Source organism: Amycolatopsis sp. NPDC051071 (genome assembly GCF_040682875.1).
Classification (GTDB): domain Bacteria; phylum Actinomycetota; class Actinomycetes; order Mycobacteriales; family Pseudonocardiaceae; genus Amycolatopsis.
In genome coordinates, this window is sequence record NZ_JBFBBY010000156.1 from 1 (window position 1) to 16,669 (window position 16,669).

The following is a 16,669-nucleotide window of genomic DNA, read 5'->3' on the forward strand; positions in this document are numbered from 1 at the left end:
GTCCCCATAGGACGAAATTCGTCCTATGGGGACCCCTCATGACACTTGGGTGAGCTACAAAACCCGACGGCCCGAGAGCGCCCGCCCCAGCGTCAGCTCGTCCGCGAACTCCAGGTCACCGCCCATCGGCAGCCCCGAAGCGAGCCGCGTCACCGTCAGGCCGGGGAAGGGACGGAGCATCCGCACGAGGTACGTCGCCGTCGCCTCGCCCTCGGTGTTCGGGTCGGTCGCGATGATGATCTCGCTGATCTCCGCGCCACCGATCCGCGCGAGCAGTTCCCGCATCCGCAGCTGCTCCGGGCCGATGCCGGACAACGGGTCCAGCGCGCCACCGAGCACGTGATAGCGGCCCTTGAACTCGCGCGTCCGCTCGACGGCGAGCACGTCCTTCGGTTCCTCGACCACGCAGATGACCGTCAGGTCGCGGCGGGCGTCGCGGCAGATCCGGCAGGTCTCCTGCTCGGAGACGTTGCCGCAGACCTCGCAGAACTGCACGCCTTCCTTGACCTTGCCGAGCACTTCCTGCAAGCGCGAGATGTCCGCGGGATCGGCGGCCAGCAGGTGGAAGGCGATCCGCTGCGCGCTTTTGGGACCGACGCCGGGCAGCCGCCCGAGTTCGTCGATCAGATCCTGGACGACACCCTCGTACAAGCTAGCCGCCGAGCCCGGGGAAGCCGCCGAGGTCCGGCATCCCGCCGCCGAGGCCGCCGGCGAGCGGGCCGAGTTTCTGTTCGGTGAGCTTCTGCGCGTTGGCCGAGGCGTCCCGCACGGCCGCGACGACCAGGTCGGACAGCGTCTCGACGTCGTCGGGGTCGACCACCTTGGGGTCGATGGACAACGACTTGAGCTGGCTGTCGCCGGACACGGTCGCGGTGACGAGGCCGCCACCGGAAGTGCCGGTCACCTCCGTGCCTGCCAGCTCTTCCTGGGCCTCGACCAGCTTCTGCTGCATCTGCTGCGCCTGCTGCATGATCTGCGACAGGTCGAAGCCGCCACCGGGTTGCACCATGATCCGATCGGTCCTCTCCTGGAAAATCCTGTGCCGCCTACCAGCCTAGCCGTCACGCGTATGGCACCGTGGGCGCAGTGCGACGACGGGTGAGCCTGGTGATGGCGATCGGATTGGTGCTGTTCACGGCCTGTGGAGTGGAGACCCCTGCCCCACCGCCGGGGAATCCGCCTGCGCCGGGTACGACCACCGTCCTCACCACGCTGCCGCAGCCGAGTTCCGCGCCGAGCGTGCCACCGTCGAGTGCGCCGAAGCCGCCCCCCACGACTCAGCCGTCGAAGACGGGCAAGATCGTGGTGCTGGACCCCGGGCACAACGGTGGCAACTCCGGCAGACCCGGCGAGATCAACAAACAGGTCCCGGCGGGCCGCGGGAAGACGAAACCGTGCAATACCACCGGAACCGCGACGAATTCCGGTTATTCCGAGCACGCGTTCACCTGGGATGTCTCGCAGCGTGTCTCGGAAGCCTTGAGCGCCAAGGGAATCCGGGTCATTCTCACCCGGCGGAACGACACCGGCGTCGGGCCGTGCGTTGATGAACGCGCCGCGATCGGGAACGAAGCGCAAGCGGACGCCGTCGTGTCGATCCACGCCGACGGCTCGAATTCCGCCGGTGCACACGGATTCCACGTCGCTTATTCGGCCCCGCCGCTGAACGCCCAGCAAGGCGAGCCTTCGACGCGGCTCGCGACGGCGCTGCGGGACGGCATCCGCGCGGGCGGGTTCCCGACGTCGACGTACCTCGGTTCGAACGGGCTCGCGCCACGCGACGACCTCGGCGGGCTCAACCTCTCGACGCGGCCCGCCGCACTCATCGAATGCGGGAACATGCGCAACGCCGACGAAGCCTCGGCGATGGCGAGCGAAGAAGGCCGTCAAAGCTACGCCGCCGTCATCGCGAAGGCCATCGAGGATTACCTCGCGGGCTGAGCGGCTTCCTGGAAGCGCCCGTCAGCGTTCTTCGAGCGGACGGGCGTTGAGGTGCTCGGCGAGGAGCTTCCGCGCGATCTCGTCCGGGTCCTTCTCGGGCGGGAGCGGCGGAGGCGGCGGCGCGGGACTCGCGTCCTCGGAGTACAGCTCCTCGTCGTCCTCGACCGGCTCGGGCGGGAGCGGGATGTCCGGTTCGGTGGTCGCCACCTTCGGCCGCTGAGGTTCCGGCTTCGGCGGTGGCGGAGGCGCGGGAGCGGCTCCGGGTGCTTCGGCCGACCGGCGGGTGAACGACCGCTCGGACGCGGGAGGCGCGGCAGCGGCCTTCGCGGGGGCGGCGGTCTGCCGGGGCTGCGCGGCACCGTGCACGCACCGGACCTGCCAGTCGCCGCCGAAGACCTCCTTGAACGCGGCCGCGACGCGCTCCGCGTTATGCGGCTCGGAAATCCGGCGCGCCAGCGGTTCCGCGTTGTGCGTGAGCGTGACGGCGGTGCCCTCGACATTCGCCACGCTCGCCTGCGTGAGCATCGACGCGGTCACGGTGCCGCCCGGGGCTTTGCGGATCGCGGCCACCACCTGCGGCCAGCGGCCGCGGATCCCGTCCGTGTCCGTCGCTCCGCCACCCGACGCCGACGCCGACGCCGTCGCAGTCACCGACGCCGTCACCGCCGCCGGAGCAGGTGCGGCCGGTGCGGAAGACCGTTGGGGGGCAGGCGGTTCGGCGGCCGGTTCCGGCCGTGCGGGCGGCTGAGCCGCGGGCTGGGCGGACGGCTGCTGCCGCTCGGGCGGCGAGGCCGGGGCGGGTGCCTGAGCGGTTCGTTGCGACGGCCGCTGGAACGCGCGCACGGCTTCACCCGCCGGAGCGACCTGGGCCGGAGCCTGCGCCGCACCGACCGGAGCGGCCTGTACGGAGGCGGCCGCCTGGGCGGGCGGGGCGGCCTGCGCAGCACCCCCGGCAGGAGCGGCGACGGGCGCCGGAGCCGAAGCGGCACGACGCTCAAGCCGTTCGAGCCGGGCCAGCAGCGCGTCGGCGCCCTCGGCGATCGACGGCAGCAGCATGCGGGCGGTCAGCAGTTCCAGCACCAGCCGCGGCGAGGTCGCACCCCGCATCTCCAGGAGTCCATTGTGGACGATGTCGGCGTACCGCGAGAGCGTGGCTGGCTCCAGTTTGCCCGACTGCTCCTTCATTTTCTTGAGTTCGTCGTCCGGCGCGGAGACCAGTCCGGACTCACCCGCGTCCGGCACCGACCGCAGCATCACCAGGTCACGCAGGCGGTCGAGCAGGTCGGTGGCGAACCGGCGGGGGTCGTGCCCGGCCTCGGCGAGCCTCTCGACGGTGCGGAACACCCCGGCCGCGTCGTCCGCGGCCAGCGCGTCGACCATGCCGTCGATGAGCGCGACGTCGGTGACACCCAGCAGCGACACCGCACGCGAATAGTCGACGCCGTCCGGCCCGGCACCGGCCAGCAGCTGGTCCAGCACCGACTGCGTGTCGCGCGCCGAACCGCCACCCGCGCGGATGACCAGTGGATACACCGCTGGCTCGACCTGCGCGCCTTCATCGGCGACGTTGCGTTCGAGCAGTTCCCGCATCGACTTGGGCGGGATCAGCCGGAAGGGGTAATGGTGCGTCCGCGACCGGATGGTGGGCAGCACCTTGTCCGGTTCGGTGGTCGCGAAGATGAAGATCAGATGCTCGGGCGGCTCTTCCACGATCTTCAGCAGCGCATTGAAGCCCTGCGTGGTGACCATATGCGCCTCGTCGATGATGAAGACGCGGTAGCGCGAGTCGGCCGGGGCGTAGAAGGCCCTGTCCCGCAGCTCACGGGCGTCGTCGACACCACCGTGGCTGGCTGCGTCGAGTTCGGTGACGTCGACGCTGCCGGGGCCTTCGGGCGCGAGGTTGCGGCACGAGTTGCACTCGCCGCACGGATCCGGCGTCGGGCCCTTCGCGCAGTTGAGCGACCGCGCCATGATGCGCGCGCTCGACGTCTTTCCGCAGCCGCGTGGGCCGGAGAAGAGGTAGGCGTGGTTGATCCGACCGGCGGCCAGCGCGATGCGCAGCGGATCGGTCACATGCTCCTGCCCGACGACCTCGGCGAAGGTAGCCGGACGGTACTTTCGGTACAGCGCTAGTGCCACGGCCGCGAGGATACCGGGAGGCTCCGACAGGTGAGACCAGCACCGACCCCGGGCACCTATCCGGTCCGCTTCGGCACGGCCGAACTGCTCCGGGACGCCGACCGCCCCAACGCCTGGATGATCTCCGTCGACGGCGTGGCGCAGTCGCACGTCAACCTCGACGACCCGGCAGATCTCGAGTTCGACTACATCCGCCGGATCGCCGACGTCATCGACTGCCTCGCCGAAGGACCTCTCGACGCGCTGCACGTCGGCGGCGCGGCCTGCACGCTCCCCCGCTACGTCGCCGCGACGCGACCGCGCTCACGCCAGCTGGTCTTCGACGCCGACGGCGAACTCGTCGCGCTGATCCGGGAGCAACTGGGTCTGAAGGGGCTGAAGGTCCGGGTCGGCGACGGCCGCGAAGGCGTCTCCGAGAGGTACGACGCTTCGGCCGACCTGGTGGTCTTGGACGCTTTCGAGCGCGGAGTCTTCGCCGGCGGGCTCGCGACGGTCGAGTTCACGAACGAAGTCGCGCGCGTCTTGCGGCCTGCCGGGACTTACCTCGCGAACGTCTCGGACGGGCCGAACCTGCCGTTTCTCCGGCGTTTCCTGGCGACGCTGGCGACGTCATTCCCGCATGTCGCGTTGCTGGCCGAGCCGGGTGTCCTGCGTGGCAGGCGTTTCGGGAACATCGTGGTCGCCGCCTCGCGGGTCGAACTGCCGGTCGCGGACCTGACCCGGCGGGCCGCCTCCTCCGCCTACCCGGCTCGCTGCGTCGCGGGCGAAGACCTCCGTGAGCTCCAAGGCAAGGCCAAACCCGTCACCGACGCGGCCCCCATGCCGTCACCAGTGCCCCCAAAAGACGTCTTCGGGATCTTCTGAGGGGTAGGGGCGTGCGGCGTCTCTAAAACCGCACCTGGTCACCCAAGCAACCACCGCCGGGGGTCCGGGGGCGAAGCCCGCCGGGCGGGCTTGGGGTCGCACCCCAAAAAACAAGGGGACCCCGCGCACCCGTCAGAGCTTGCTTATCCTTGCTGCCTTCCGGCCCTGGGGAGGTTCACAAGATGGACGCCGCGCGGGGTCCGGGGACCAGTGTAGTCACTCCCGCCCGGTGGTGGAGGACAGTGGGGGTATGAGTACTTCGATCACCGCTCCGACCTGGGCCGATGTCCGTGCGGCCGTCGAAGCGGTCCACCCGTTCGTGCGACGGACGCCGGTGTTGCGTGCCGAGGTGGACGGCAGGCCGCTGGTCCTCAAGCTGGAGCATTTGCAGCGGAGCGGGTCGTTCAAGTTGCGGGGCGCGGTGAACGCGCTGGTGAGCGGGCCGTTGCCGGAGCGGGTGCTGACGGCGTCCGGCGGCAACCACGGGCTGGGTGTCGCGACGGCGGCTTCGCTGCTGAATCTGCCTGCGACGGTGTACGTGCCGGAGTCGGCTCCGCTGGCGAAGGCGCAGCGGATCGAAGCCGCGGGCGCGAAGCTGATCCGTCACGGCGCGACGTACGCCGAGGCAGCCGCGAAGGCGCTGGAGGCCGCGTCCGAGCCGGGTACGCGGTACCTGCACGCGTACGACGATCCGGCCGTCGTGGCCGGTCAGGGCACTGTCGCGGCGGAAATCGTCGAAGACGCGCCGGACGTCGACGCGATACTGGTCGCAGTCGGCGGTGGCGGGCTGGCGGCCGGGACGTCGCTGGCCGGGGTGCCGACATTCGCCGTCGAGCCGGAAGGGTGCCGTGCGCTGAGCGCGGCGCTGGAGGCGGGTGAACCGGTGGACGTCGAGATCGACTCGGTGGCTTCTTCCGCGCTGGGTGCGACCAAGATCGGGAGCGTCCCGTTCGGGGTGCTCCGGGAGCGGGTGACGTCCGTGCTGGTCAGCGACGCGGAACTGCTCGCCGCGCGGGACCGGCTCTGGGAGGAGTTCCGCCTCGCCGTCGAGCCGGCGGCCGCCGTCCCGTTCGCCGCGTGGCTGGCCGGGCGGACCGGTGGCGACCTCCCCTGCGTCATCCTGTGCGGTGCGAACAGCGAATGGACGCCCTGAAGCCGGCCCGATTCAGGCGGCCCGGAACCGGACCTGGAACTCCGTCCGCCCCGGGCGGCTGCTCACCCCGACGTACCCGCCGTGCGCGGCGACCACGGCCGCGACGATCGCCAGCCCGAGCCCGGTGCTGCCCGCGGCCCGCGAGCGCGAATCGTCGCCGCGGGTGAACCGGCCGAAGACGTCCGGGAGGATCTCCGGCGGGACACCCGGACCGCCATCCACAATGGACAGTGTCACCACTGAGTCCACTAAGGACAAAGAGGTGGCGACCTCGGTTCCCGCCGGTGTATGCGTGCGCGCGTTGCCCAGCAAATTGATCACCACCTGGTGCAGCTGGCCCGCGTCGCCGAGCACGGTGATCGGCTCCGGCGGAACCTCCAGCAGCCACTTGTGTTCCGGCCCGGCGACATGCGCGTCGGCGACGGCGTCCGCGACCAGCCGCGAAAGATCGACCTGCTCGTGCACCACCGGACGTCCGGAGTCGAGCCGCGCGAGCAGCAGCAAATCCTCGACCAGACCGGTCATCCGCGTCGATTCCGATTCGACCCGGCTCATCGCGAAGGCGATGTCCGGCGGCACTTCGGAACCCGATCGCCTGGTGAGCTCCGCGTAGCCGCGAATGGCGGCGAGCGGGGTCCGCAGCTCGTGGCTGGCGTCCGCGACGAACCGGCGCACGCGGCTTTCACTGGCCTGCCGGGCGGAAAGCGCGTCGGAGATGTGACCGAGCATGCGGTTGAGCGCGAAGCCGACCTTGCCGACCTCGGTCCGCGGGTCGGTGTCCACTTCGGACACTCGTTCGGACAGCGCGACCTCGCCGCGGTCCAGCGGGAGTTCGGCGACCCTGGTCGCGGTGGCGGCCAGCCGGTCGAGGGGTTTCATGGTGCGTCGCACGGTCACCGCGCCGAGCGCGCCGGCCAGCAGGATGCCGCCGATGGCGACGCCACCGAAGATGAAACCCAGGTTCCACAAGGTATCCGTGACGTCCTTTGTGGGCAGTCCGGTGATCGCGAGCCCGCCGTTGGAGGTCACCTTCGCCACCACTCGGTACTCCCCGAGCGACCCGAGGTCCACGTCACGTGGCCTGCTGTCAGGCCCCACACGCAGCAGGGTTTCCACCTGCGCGTGCGTGATCTCGTCGTGCGGGAACGGGTCGGTGACCTTGGCGTCGTAGCTGGACCGCAGCACGGCCGCGAGAACGCGCCCGTCCGGGAATACGTTCACGAACAGCGAGCCGGTGCTCTGCCCGTACGCGCGCAAACCTTCCGGAACCCGGTCACCGCCAGGGCGTCCCGGTGGCGGCGGACGGCTGGCGCGTTCGCTGGTCTCGGCGATCCGGTCGTCGAGCTGGCCGATCAGGAAGTCCCGCAACGCCAGCTGGGTCACCACGCCCACCACCAGGCAGACGAGCGCCAGCAGCCCCGCGACCTGCGCGATCAGCCGCCGCCGCAGGGACCAAGGCCGCCTACCCCGCGGGCTTGAGGACATACCCGGCGCCCCGCATCGTATGGATCATCGGCTCCCTGTCGGCGTCGATCTTCTTGCGGAGATAGGAAATGTACAGCTCGACGATGTTGGCCTGGCCGCCGAAGTCGTAACTCCACACCCGGTCCAGGATCTGTGCCTTCGACAGCACACGCTTCGGATTGCGCATGAGATAACGCAGCAGTTCGAACTCGGTCGCGGTCAACGGCACCAGATCACCCGCGCGGTGCACCTCGCGGCTGTCCTCGTCGAGGGTGAGATCGCCGACGACCAGCGTCGAACCGCTCGGCCCCGCGACCCCGCCCGCGCGCCGGAGCAGTGCGCGTAACCGCAGCGCGACCTCCTCCAGGCTGAACGGTTTGGTGACGTAGTCGTCGCCGCCCGCGGTGAGCCCGGCGATGCGGTCCTCCACCGCGTCCTTGGCGGTCAGGAACAGCACCGGCAGGTTCGGCGCCTCGGACCGCATGCGGCGCAACACCTCCAGGCCGTTCATATCCGGCAGCATGACGTCCAGCACCACCGCGTCCGGCCGGAATTCCCGCGCCACGCGAACGGCTTCGGTGCCGTCGGCGGCGGTGCGGATGTCCCAGCCCTCCATACGCAGGGCCATCGACACGAGCTCGGACAAGCTCGACTCGTCGTCGACGACCAGCACCCGCACGGGGCTGCCGTCGGCGCGGCGCAGGCCCGCCTTCGCGGAACCGGACGAGGAGACGTTCACACTGGTCATGCTGCCATCGTCGGCGACCCCGTTGAGCCTTCCCTGTGTCCCGCCTGTGCGTTTCCTGTGAACGATCACCCGGCCGTGGGGTCCCCGCCGAAGGTCACAGCGCGTGCCCACCGCCGGCACAGCTTCCGCACAGCGTCGGCGCAGAGCATGGCCGCAACCGAGTACACGGAGGCGACCAGAATGCCCGAACCGACCAAACCCGGCGAGCCCGCGGCGGGAGAAAGCACGACCTGGGGCGCGCCCGCTCCGGCCGATGCCCCCAAGAAGTCATGGTCCGGCCGCAAAACCGCGGTCGCGGCCGGGGTGGCGGTGGTGATCGCCGCCGGTGGCGGGGCCGCGATCTGGGCCGGGACGGCCGCGAACGGCGCGGAACAAGGCCAGGGCGGCCCCGGCGGCGGCCGGATCCTCACCGGTCCTGGCGGGGCCTTCCCGCGCGACGCGCTGCACGGCGATTTCGTGGTTTCCGACGGGAACGGCGGTTACCGCACCGAACGGCTGCAGACCGGCGAGATCACCGAGATCAGCGCGACGTCCGTCAGCCTGACCAGCAAGGACGGCTACAAGCAGGGCTACACGATCGATTCGTCGACGCGGAAAACCGGCGACCTCAAGACCGGCGAGACGGTGACGGTGACCGCGAAGGTCGCCGGGGACACCGCGACGGTGGCGATCATCGGGAAGGGCGGGCAGCCGCAACGCGGCCAGAAAGGCGGCCAGCCTAGACAAGGCGGGCCGTCGGGACAAGACGGTCAGGGCTGGCCTCGCCTCGGCTACTGACCAAGGACGGCGAGCAGCGCGGCGGCCGTTTCGCCGGGCTGCTGCCCGGACGTGTCGAGGACGACGCGGTCGCCGCCGGAACGCCGCATCTCAGCCGCCTCGGTGATCGCGCGGGCGGCCACCCGGTCCCGCACACCGGGTGGCGCGCCGCGGAGTTCGTCGCCTGCCAGTAGCGCAGATTCCCCTTCGGCCCGGCGCCGGACACGTTCGGCGAGCGTCGCGGCGTCCGCGTCGAGATGGACGACGGAGACCTCCCCGAAAACACGCCGGTGTTCCGGGCCGAATTCGCGGGCGACGACGAGTAGCGACCGGGCTCCGGCTTCGCGGTAGCCGCGCCAGACGGCCGCGAGACCCGCCGCCTCCACGGCCGGATCCGGGCCGGGAGACACGAATCCGAATTGCGCGAGATCGGCGTAGGCGACCGGGATCCCGCGCTGCCAGAGGTCACGGAGCACACTCCACCCGGCTGTCGACTTGCCGACCGCCGTCGGACCGGTCACCACGGTCACCGGTCCGGGTCGCGGCTCTGCCCCTGCTTGCGCCCGGACCGGTCCGTCTTCCACGACGCACCGCGAAAACAAGGCCTCGACGGTCTCGCCGGGCCGCTGCCCGGTCGTGTTCATCTCCTCGCCGAAAGCCATGTTCTCGTAGGCGTCCGCCACCTCGAAGAGGGCGGGCAAGGCGTCGGCGGGTGAGCCGCGGCCGAGGAACCGGCGTTCGAGTTCCCCGCGCTCGCACCGCAACCGGACGAGCGTGAGGTCGAAGTCGTGGCCGGCAAAGTACGGCTCGGCACCGATTTCGGGATCCACCACCCCGGACACGACCAGCTGCCGGACACCCCGGCGGCGCAGGAAGTCCAGTACCCGCAGCAGGTTGCCCGCCTTGATCGCGTGCGAGGCTTCCCCGCCGCCCGGTGGCGGCCCGATCAGGCCGAGCTGATCGATGTCGACGTACGCGACACTGCCGCCCGCGTCCGCGACCCGGCGGTACAAACCCCAGCCAGTGGTCGACTTCCCGGCGCCCGGCGCTCCGGTCGTCCAGAGCACGGGCGTCTTCGCGTTGCCCATGGATTTCGATCTTATTGGCCGGTTTCGGAAGTCCTTCGGGGTCCCGCTCGGGTGTTGCGATCCGGAGGCCGCGAAACCTCGAACCAGGATGACCTCCGAAGACCCCGTTTGACTTACCCCTCAATAGGCCCCTGTCCACCGAAATAGGGCAGAGTTGAGCGCGTGCGGGACATCAGTGGTTCGCTGGCGCGGCAGGCTTGTGCGGTCGCCGCCGTCTGTCTCGTCGCCGACGCGGGGCTGTTCATCATCGCCGGCCCCTCGCTCTCGGCGGGCTGGCAGCCGTGGGTGCTCCTGCTCGGCGGCATCCTCGCCAACGCCGCACTCGCCGGACCGTCGAGGTACTCCGGCTGGGTTTCGGCCGCACACGCCGTGCTGCTCATCGCCGCGTCCCTGCTGCTGTTCCCCTACGACAGATACCTGCAGCCCACCAACGCGGGCGTACTGATCGCCGGATACCGCGCGGGCGCCTGGCTCGCGACCAAACCCGCACTCGCCGCGCTGGCCGCGATACTCATCGGCCTTTTCGGCTGCACCCTCATCCCTGGCGATCGGGCGGACCGGGACTGGCGGCTGCTGCTGATCGACGTCGGCGTCAGCGGGCTGTTGCCGTGGATGGTCGGCCGGTACACGACCGCCCGGCGCGCGTACATCGCCGATCTCCAGCGTGCGGAGGAACAACGGCGGCAACACGAAGCCGAGGCGGTGCGCCGTGCCGTCACCGAGGAGCGGACCACGATCGCGCGCGACCTGCACGACGTCATTTCGCACCACGTCAGCGCGATCGGCGTGCACGCCGGTGCCGCACGACTCGCCCTGCCCGCGGGCGAATCCCCCGTGCGGCGTTCGCTCTCCGCCGTCGAATCGTCGAGCCGGGCCGCGATGGCCGACCTCCGGCGCCTGTTGGATTTGTTGCACGGCAAGGAGAACGGGGACGCGCAGCGGCAGCCGGGGCTGGACAACCTCGACGAGCTGCTCGAAAACCTCCGCACCGCCGGGCTTCCCGCGCGGCTGACCAGCCACGGCGGGCGGCGGGATCTGCCGGGTTCGGTGGACGTCGCGCTCTACCGCATCGCGCAGGAGGCGCTGACGAACGCGCTCCGGCACGGCTCCGGCGGCGCCGTGGAGATCGACCTCGCCTACCGGCAGACCGAGGTCGTCCTCGCGATCACGAACGAGATCGGCCGCCCGCGCCGGAGCACTTCCGGCATGTCGACGAAACGCGGCCTCGCCGGGATCCGGCAACGGGTGGCGTTGTTCGGGGGGCAGGCGGAATGCGGTCCGCTCGACGACGGACGGCAATGGCGGGTTCGAGTCGGTTTTCCCTTGGAGGCGGAGTGATCCGGGTTCTGCTGGCGGACGATCACGCGATGTTCCGGTCCGGGATGCGCGCGGTGCTGGACACTCAGGCGGACTTCGAATGCGTCGGCGAAGCGGCGGACGGGCGGGAAGCGGTGGCCAAGGCGGCCGAGCTGCGCCCGGACGTCGCCGTACTCGACGTCCGGATGCCCAAATTGGACGGTCTGGCCGCCACCGAGGCAATCATGTCGGCTCCCGGCAACGACACCCGCGTCCTCGTGCTGACCACCTACGACTCCGACGAGTACGTCTACCGCGCGCTGCGGGCCGGGGCGAGCGGGTTCCTGTTGAAGAGCCTCGCGCCCGAAGAACTCGTCTCCGCCATGCGGGTGGCCGCGCGCGGCGACGCGCTGATCGATCCGACGGTGACCCGGCGGCTGGTGTCGACCTTCGCCACCAGCATCGAACCCGTCGACGAACCAGCCGAGCTGATCCGGCTCACCTCACGCGAACGCGAAGTCCTGCTTCTGGTCGCGGACGCCTCCAGCAACGCGGAGATCGCGGCGCGGCTGCATGTGGGCGAAGAGACGGTGAAGACCCACGTTTCCCGGATCCTGGCGAAGCTCGGGCTGCGTGACAGGGTGCATGCCGTCGTTTACGCCTATCGCAACGGTCTCGTCGGCGGCCGGTGATCGGCTCGCCGGATGGTGTGGAAGGTGATCGGCTCGCCGGGTGGCGGGGCAAGTGATCAGTTCGCCGGGCGGCGGGGCCGGTGATCGGTTCGCCGGGTGGCGGGGCAGGTGATCGGTCTGCCCGGGCAGCGGGACAGGTGGTCGGCTCGCCGGGCAGCGCGGCAGTGATCAGTTCGCCGGGCGGCGCGGCCGGTGCCAGAATCGCCCCAGGGGCACGTCAAGGCGGGAGCTGCGAATGAAGCGCTGGGTCACGCTCACGATCGGTCTGGTCTTCCTGCTGGTGGGCGGTGTCTGGTTGCTCCAAGGCGCCGGAGTGCTCACCGGCAGCTTCATGACCGGGCAGAAACTGTGGTTCCTGATCGGACTCGTCGCGTTCCTGGTCGGGGTGGTGCTGGTGGCGGCCACTGCCCGCCGGAGCAGGCGGGCGCACTCGGACGAAGACGTCAGTTGAGCTTGAAGATCGGGTAGCCGGGCGCGATCTCCAGCAGCTTCTCGTCGGACGCCTTCGCGTCAACACCGTCGAAGAACACGCCGACCTCGAACTTCCAGCGCTTGAGGTAGGCACGCAGGATCTCGGGCTTCTCGACGTCGGCCAGTTCGGTGTAGGTGAAGGTCTCCGTGCGGCGCCCGACGTTGAGCTGTCCTTCCCCGGCGACGCGCAGGTTGCGCACCCACTGGGTCACGCCGCGGGGTGCCACCAGGTAGCGCTCGCCGTCCAGCTTCAGCAGGTTGACCGGGACCGACCGCAACTCACCGCTCTTGCGACCGCGGACCGAGAGCACCCGGCTCCCCAGCACGCTCACCCCGAGTTTCGTCAGTTTGAGCACCATTTCGTTGAACGCGTTGGTCGCCTTGGCCGGCTTGAGGTAGCGGGCAGCGCCGGTTCCGGTGCCGGTGTCGGTGCCGACGGCGTGGGCAGGGACGGCGGCGTTGGCGTTGGCGACCATGGTGGCGTTGGTGGCGGCGCTGTTGTTGGGGGCGGCACTGTTGGCGGTGGCGTTGCCGGTGGTGGCCGCAGCGGTGGTGGTCATTGCGTCTCCTGATCTCCTGGGAGAGCACTGCTCTCCGTTAAGAGCAGTGAACACCAGAGTGGCGCGCCTTGTCAAGAGCAGTGCTCTCGATCGAGAGCGGCGCACCCGACAAAGTGCGGCGAGGACGCCCAAGAGCGGCGATCTCGTTTAGGTGCGATGCTCTAGGCTGAGAGCGTGCCCGCCACCCAGACCGCACGTGAACGCGCCCGTGCCGAGCTCACCCGAGAGATCAAGGACGAAGCCCGTCGCCAGCTCGCCGAGGTCGGCGCGCTCGGCCTGTCCCTCCGCGCCGTCGCGCGGGAGCTGGGCATGGTCTCGTCGGCGCTCTACCGCTACTTCTCCAGCCGTGAGCAGCTGCTGACCGCCCTGATCGTCGACGCCTACAACGCCGTCGGCGAGGCTGCCGAAACCGCCGACGATCCGAAGAAGGCCCCGCTGGAACGGTGGGAGTCGATCTGGCACGCGGTCCGCGCCTGGGCGAAGGCGCAGCCGCACGAGTACGCGCTGATCTACGGCTCACCGATCCCCGGTTACCAGGCCCCGCAGGACACTGTCGCCCCCGCGGGCCGCGTCGCGTTCGCGCTGGTCGCGGTTCTGCGAGAGGCCAACCTGCGGGTCGAGACCCAGGTCGGCGAGATGCCCGTCGAGCTCCTGCATCAACTCGACACCGTCACCGAGATCCTCAAGGTGAACCTGGCTCCCGAAACGGCGTCGAGGCTGATGATGGCCTGGACACAGCTGTTCGGAATGATCAATTTCGAGCAGTTCGGCCAGTACGTCGGCTCTGTCGACCCGTCGGACGCCTTCTTCGCGCACGGGGCACGTCAGATGGCCGAGTTCGTCGGGATCAAGATGACCGGCTGAGCGCGGTCCAGGAGCGCATCAACAGCTGGACGGCGTCCACCGCGTCCTGGTCGCCGGTCCCCTCAGGACTGAGGAAACGCTGCAACAGGAGGCCGTCCTCGAGCGCGTGCAGGATCAGCGCGAGAAAGGCAGGGTCGGCGGGCGGTTCCGCGCCCCGCGCGGCGAGTTCGTCCCGGATCGACGTCTCCAGCAACGCCCTTGTCGACTTCTCTCCTTCGCCGACGAGCGGCCGCGCCTCGGGATTCCGCAGGGCGTAAAGAGCCAGCTCGGTGCGCAGCGTCAGCCAGCCTTCGACATGTTCGGCGCGCTCGACGTTCCACGCGCGCAGCCGGTCCATCATCTCCGCGAAGGACCCCACACCTTCACGCAGTGCCGCGACTTCCTCGGCCTCGCGCCGGGTCCGGCGGCGCAGGAGCTCGACGACCAGCTCATGCTTGCCGTCGAAGTTGCCGTAGAACGCGCCGCGCGTGAAGCCTGCCCGTTCGGCGATCTGCTCGACCGAAGTGCCGTTGACGCCGCGTTCGGCGAACAGCTCGGCGGCCGCCGTGAGCAGGCGCTGCCTGGTCTGCTCGCGGCTTTCCTCCCGCGTCAAGCGTTTCGGCGTCACATGGCGATCTTAGAGTTCGCTGCTCCCGCGACGTCCGGTCAGCCAGACCCCGCCCGCGAGGACGGCGACGGTGACCACGACGGCCAGCGCGGTGAGCGGCCACAGGGCCTGGCTCGCGAAGAAGGCGGCGACGGCGCCGAAGAGCACGGCGACGAGGAGCAACGGCGTGGTCCGGACGGCGGGGACGGTGGCCATGGGAGGTTTCCCTTCGGAGCTGGGGCGCGGAACACTCGGTTTCGCGGATGGGACCGCGCCGCCTCGGTGGCCTTACGCCGACTGGGGCACGGATCACCCTTCCGGGCGAGAAACCCCCGTGACGGCTAACGTCACGCCGGGGACGACATCGAGGGAAAGGCGGCTCGCGGTGCAGAAGTGGGCGGAGCAGGTCGGCAGGATCCGGGTCATCGGCACCGGGGTGATGGGCCGGGGCATCGTCCAGCTCGCCGTGACGGCGGGGCTCGAAGTCGAGCTCGCCGACGCCCAGCCTGACGCGGTCGGCAAGGCCATCGACCACGTCGGCGCGATGCTCGAGAAGCTCGCTTCGAAGGGCAAGATCACCGAGGACGCCGCCGCATCCGCGAAGGAACGGCTGATCGCTGTCGACGGCCCGCTCGCCCCGGCCGAGGGCGTCGACCTCGTGGTCGAAGCGATCCGCGAGGACCTGGAGATCAAACGCGCGCTGTTCGCCGATCTGGAACGCGTCTGCGGGCCGGACACCGTGTTCGCCACCAACACCAGTTCGCTCTCGGTCACCGAGATCGCCGCCGCGCTGACCGATCCCGGCAGGCTGCTCGGACTCCACTTCTTCAACCCGGTCCCGTTGATGCGGCTGGTCGAGATCATCCCCGGCGCGCGGACCGCCGGCTGGCTGCCGCCCGCGATCACCGAACTCGTCCGCGGCTGGGGACACGAACCCGTGCTCGCCCGCGACGCCCCGGGTTTCCTCGTCAACCACGCCGGCCGCGGCCTTGGCACCGAAGCACTGCAGATCCTCGCCGAAGGAATCGCGACACCGCCCGAAGTGGACCGCGTCGCGCGTGACGTGCTCGGCCTGAAACTCGGCCCGTTCGAACTACTCGACCTCACCGGCCTCGACGTCTCGCACGCGGTACTGGAAAGCATCTGGAGCGGTTTCCACGGCGAGCCGAGGCTGCGGCCGTCGTGGCTGACGCGCCCCCGCGTCGCCGCCGGACTGTTCGGGCGCAAGAACGGCGAGGGTTTCTACACCTATGTCGACGGCGCACAACAGACCGAACCGGAACCGGTGGTGCCCGAAGCACCCACGACGCCGGTGTGGGTCGAGGACGAACGCCTCGGCACGCTGCTTTCGTCGGCGGGGATCCAGGTCGTGCACACCGCCTACCCGGACGCGGTCCTGCTCGTGAGCCCGATCGGTGCGTCCACTGTGGACACCGCATTGGCCGCAGGGCTGCCCGCGGACCGGGTCGTCGGGGTCGATCCGTTGGGTGCCTACGCGAAACGGCTGACGCTCTCGATCCACCCCGCGCTCGATCCGGCCGCCGGCCGCACCGCCTGGGGTGCGCTCGCGGCGACCGGGCTGCCGGTGACGGTCGTCCGCGACGGCCCCGCGCCGATCGCGCAGCGGCTGCTGGCGTCGATCGTCAACACCGCCTGTTTCATCGCCGGGCAGCGGCTCGCGACGCCCGAGGACATCGACACCGCCGTCCGGCTCGGCCTCGGCTACCCGCGCGGCCCGCTGACCTGGGGCGAGGAGGCGGGCGCGGAGTTCGTGCTGCGGGTACTGCGCGGGCTCGTCGCGAGCACCGGCGACCAGCGCTACCGGCCGAGCGGCTGGCTCACCGAACGGGTCGCGCTCGGTCTGCCGCTCACCTCCGCCGGAACTTCCCCTGCCGACCTGCTCCCGTAGCGCGTGAAGGCGAAGTACATGAAGGCCCCCTTCCCTGCGCCTAGCGCAGGGCCCCGGCAAAGTCGGTGTGGGCCTGGATGAGGGCAGGCACGGTCTCTGGTTGATCATGTGGTGTGTCTAGGACCCCATGATCATGTG

General features: G+C 70.2%; 18 protein-coding genes and 1 other RNA gene. 9 read left to right on the forward strand and 10 right to left on the reverse strand.

Annotated features, from left to right (window positions below):
• Positions 1-54: 54 nt before the first annotated feature.
• Positions 55-651 (reverse strand): recombination mediator RecR, encoded by a 597-nt coding sequence (gene recR, locus AB0M65_RS33355; protein WP_364036776.1) that lies wholly within the window; start codon positions 649-651, stop codon positions 55-57.
• A 1-nt stretch (position 652) separates the two neighbouring features.
• A complete protein-coding gene (locus AB0M65_RS33360; protein ID WP_364036779.1) occupies positions 653-1,009 on the reverse strand; it encodes a YbaB/EbfC family nucleoid-associated protein in 357 nt (118 codons plus the stop codon).
• Positions 1,010-1,110: 101 nt separating this feature from the next.
• On the opposite strand from AB0M65_RS33360, the gene AB0M65_RS33365 reads away from it, so the two are divergent.
• Positions 1,111-1,941: an N-acetylmuramoyl-L-alanine amidase gene (locus AB0M65_RS33365; protein ID WP_364036821.1), complete on the forward strand. Its 831-nt coding sequence runs from the start codon at positions 1,111-1,113 to the stop codon at positions 1,939-1,941.
• Between the two features lie 21 nt (positions 1,942-1,962).
• On the opposite strand, the gene AB0M65_RS33370 is transcribed toward AB0M65_RS33365, so the two are convergent.
• Positions 1,963-4,080 (reverse strand): DNA polymerase III subunit gamma and tau, encoded by a 2,118-nt coding sequence (locus AB0M65_RS33370; protein ID WP_364036782.1) that lies wholly within the window; start codon positions 4,078-4,080, stop codon positions 1,963-1,965.
• Between the two features lie 30 nt (positions 4,081-4,110).
• Between AB0M65_RS33370 and AB0M65_RS33375 the strand changes: the two genes are divergently transcribed.
• A complete protein-coding gene (locus tag AB0M65_RS33375; protein ID WP_364036785.1) occupies positions 4,111-4,944 on the forward strand; it encodes a fused MFS/spermidine synthase in 834 nt (277 codons plus the stop codon).
• A 110-nt stretch (positions 4,945-5,054) separates the two neighbouring features.
• Here the strand turns inward: AB0M65_RS33375 and ffs are convergent.
• Positions 5,055-5,149: signal recognition particle sRNA small type (gene ffs, locus AB0M65_RS33380), an RNA gene on the reverse strand.
• A gap of 45 nt (positions 5,150-5,194) precedes the next feature.
• On the opposite strand from ffs, the gene AB0M65_RS33385 reads away from it, so the two are divergent.
• Positions 5,195-6,097 (forward strand): serine/threonine dehydratase, encoded by a 903-nt coding sequence (locus AB0M65_RS33385; RefSeq protein WP_364036788.1) that lies wholly within the window; start codon positions 5,195-5,197, stop codon positions 6,095-6,097.
• Positions 6,098-6,109: 12 nt separating this feature from the next.
• Here AB0M65_RS33385 and AB0M65_RS33390 read toward each other — a convergent pair whose 3' ends face one another.
• Positions 6,110-7,582, reverse strand: coding sequence for an ATP-binding protein (locus AB0M65_RS33390; protein WP_364036791.1), 1,473 nt, complete (start codon positions 7,580-7,582; stop codon positions 6,110-6,112).
• Positions 7,560-8,309, reverse strand: a complete 750-nt coding sequence (locus AB0M65_RS33395; protein ID WP_364036794.1) for a response regulator transcription factor — start codon at positions 8,307-8,309, stop codon at positions 7,560-7,562. Before AB0M65_RS33395 ends, AB0M65_RS33390 begins: the two co-directional genes overlap by 23 nt.
• A gap of 180 nt (positions 8,310-8,489) precedes the next feature.
• On the opposite strand from AB0M65_RS33395, the gene AB0M65_RS33400 reads away from it, so the two are divergent.
• Positions 8,490-9,086, forward strand: coding sequence for a hypothetical protein (locus AB0M65_RS33400; protein ID WP_364036797.1), 597 nt, complete (start codon positions 8,490-8,492; stop codon positions 9,084-9,086).
• On the opposite strand, the gene AB0M65_RS33405 is transcribed toward AB0M65_RS33400, so the two are convergent.
• Positions 9,080-10,153: a hypothetical protein gene (locus AB0M65_RS33405; protein ID WP_364036800.1), complete on the reverse strand. Its 1,074-nt coding sequence runs from the start codon at positions 10,151-10,153 to the stop codon at positions 9,080-9,082. The two genes, AB0M65_RS33400 and AB0M65_RS33405, sit on opposite strands and share 7 nt — an antisense overlap.
• Positions 10,154-10,315: 162 nt before the next feature.
• On the opposite strand from AB0M65_RS33405, the gene AB0M65_RS33410 reads away from it, so the two are divergent.
• From AB0M65_RS33410 to AB0M65_RS33420, 3 genes are all read left to right on the forward strand, one after another.
• Positions 10,316-11,491, forward strand: coding sequence for a histidine kinase (locus AB0M65_RS33410; protein ID WP_364036803.1), 1,176 nt, complete (start codon positions 10,316-10,318; stop codon positions 11,489-11,491).
• Positions 11,488-12,141: a response regulator transcription factor gene (locus tag AB0M65_RS33415; protein WP_364036806.1), complete on the forward strand. Its 654-nt coding sequence runs from the start codon at positions 11,488-11,490 to the stop codon at positions 12,139-12,141. Before AB0M65_RS33410 ends, AB0M65_RS33415 begins: the two co-directional genes overlap by 4 nt.
• 235 nt (positions 12,142-12,376) lie before the next feature.
• Complete coding sequence (locus AB0M65_RS33420) at positions 12,377-12,592, forward strand: hypothetical protein (RefSeq protein WP_364036809.1); 216 nt, start codon at positions 12,377-12,379, stop codon at positions 12,590-12,592.
• On the opposite strand, the gene AB0M65_RS33425 is transcribed toward AB0M65_RS33420, so the two are convergent.
• Positions 12,585-12,971, reverse strand: coding sequence for a nitroreductase/quinone reductase family protein (locus AB0M65_RS33425; RefSeq protein WP_364036824.1), 387 nt, complete (start codon positions 12,969-12,971; stop codon positions 12,585-12,587). The two genes, AB0M65_RS33420 and AB0M65_RS33425, sit on opposite strands and share 8 nt — an antisense overlap.
• A 375-nt stretch (positions 12,972-13,346) precedes the next feature.
• Between AB0M65_RS33425 and AB0M65_RS33430 the strand changes: the two genes are divergently transcribed.
• Positions 13,347-14,036 carry a TetR/AcrR family transcriptional regulator gene (locus tag AB0M65_RS33430; protein ID WP_364036812.1) on the forward strand — a complete coding sequence of 230 codons (690 nt, stop codon included), beginning with the start codon at positions 13,347-13,349 and terminating at the stop codon, positions 14,034-14,036.
• Here the strand turns inward: AB0M65_RS33430 and AB0M65_RS33435 are convergent.
• Complete coding sequence (locus AB0M65_RS33435; protein ID WP_364036815.1) at positions 14,020-14,643, reverse strand: TetR/AcrR family transcriptional regulator; 624 nt, start codon at positions 14,641-14,643, stop codon at positions 14,020-14,022. The genes AB0M65_RS33430 and AB0M65_RS33435 overlap by 17 nt on opposite strands.
• Before the next feature lie 9 nt (positions 14,644-14,652).
• Positions 14,653-14,838, reverse strand: coding sequence for a hypothetical protein (locus AB0M65_RS33440; protein WP_364036818.1), 186 nt, complete (start codon positions 14,836-14,838; stop codon positions 14,653-14,655).
• Positions 14,839-15,007: 169 nt separating this feature from the next.
• Here AB0M65_RS33440 and AB0M65_RS33445 point away from each other — a divergent pair, with 169 nt between their 5' ends.
• Positions 15,008-16,531 carry a 3-hydroxyacyl-CoA dehydrogenase gene (locus AB0M65_RS33445; RefSeq protein WP_364036827.1) on the forward strand — a complete coding sequence of 508 codons (1,524 nt, stop codon included), beginning with the start codon at positions 15,008-15,010 and terminating at the stop codon, positions 16,529-16,531.
• The last annotated feature ends 138 nt before the right edge of the window (positions 16,532-16,669 follow it).

What these genes read in the sequence shown, in the direction of transcription:
- AB0M65_RS33420 (WP_364036809.1), top strand. Translation starts at nt 12,377, where the DNA reads ATGAAGCGCTGGGTCACGCTCACGATCGGTCTGGTCTTCCTGCTGGTG.
- AB0M65_RS33440 (WP_364036818.1), bottom strand. Translation starts at nt 14,838, where the DNA reads ATGGCCACCGTCCCCGCCGTCCGGACCACGCCGTTGCTCCTCGTCGCC.
- AB0M65_RS33400 (WP_364036797.1), top strand. Translation starts at nt 8,490, where the DNA reads ATGCCCGAACCGACCAAACCCGGCGAGCCCGCGGCGGGAGAAAGCACG.
- AB0M65_RS33365 (WP_364036821.1), top strand. Translation starts at nt 1,111, where the DNA reads ATGGCGATCGGATTGGTGCTGTTCACGGCCTGTGGAGTGGAGACCCCT.
- AB0M65_RS33390 (WP_364036791.1), bottom strand. Translation starts at nt 7,582, where the DNA reads ATGTCCTCAAGCCCGCGGGGTAGGCGGCCTTGGTCCCTGCGGCGGCGG.
- AB0M65_RS33405 (WP_364036800.1), bottom strand. Translation starts at nt 10,153, where the DNA reads ATGGGCAACGCGAAGACGCCCGTGCTCTGGACGACCGGAGCGCCGGGC.
- AB0M65_RS33360 (WP_364036779.1), bottom strand. Translation starts at nt 1,009, where the DNA reads ATGGTGCAACCCGGTGGCGGCTTCGACCTGTCGCAGATCATGCAGCAG.
- AB0M65_RS33395 (WP_364036794.1), bottom strand. Translation starts at nt 8,309, where the DNA reads ATGACCAGTGTGAACGTCTCCTCGTCCGGTTCCGCGAAGGCGGGCCTG.
- AB0M65_RS33385 (WP_364036788.1), top strand. Translation starts at nt 5,195, where the DNA reads ATGAGTACTTCGATCACCGCTCCGACCTGGGCCGATGTCCGTGCGGCC.
- AB0M65_RS33425 (WP_364036824.1), bottom strand. Translation starts at nt 12,971, where the DNA reads ATGGTGCTCAAACTGACGAAACTCGGGGTGAGCGTGCTGGGGAGCCGG.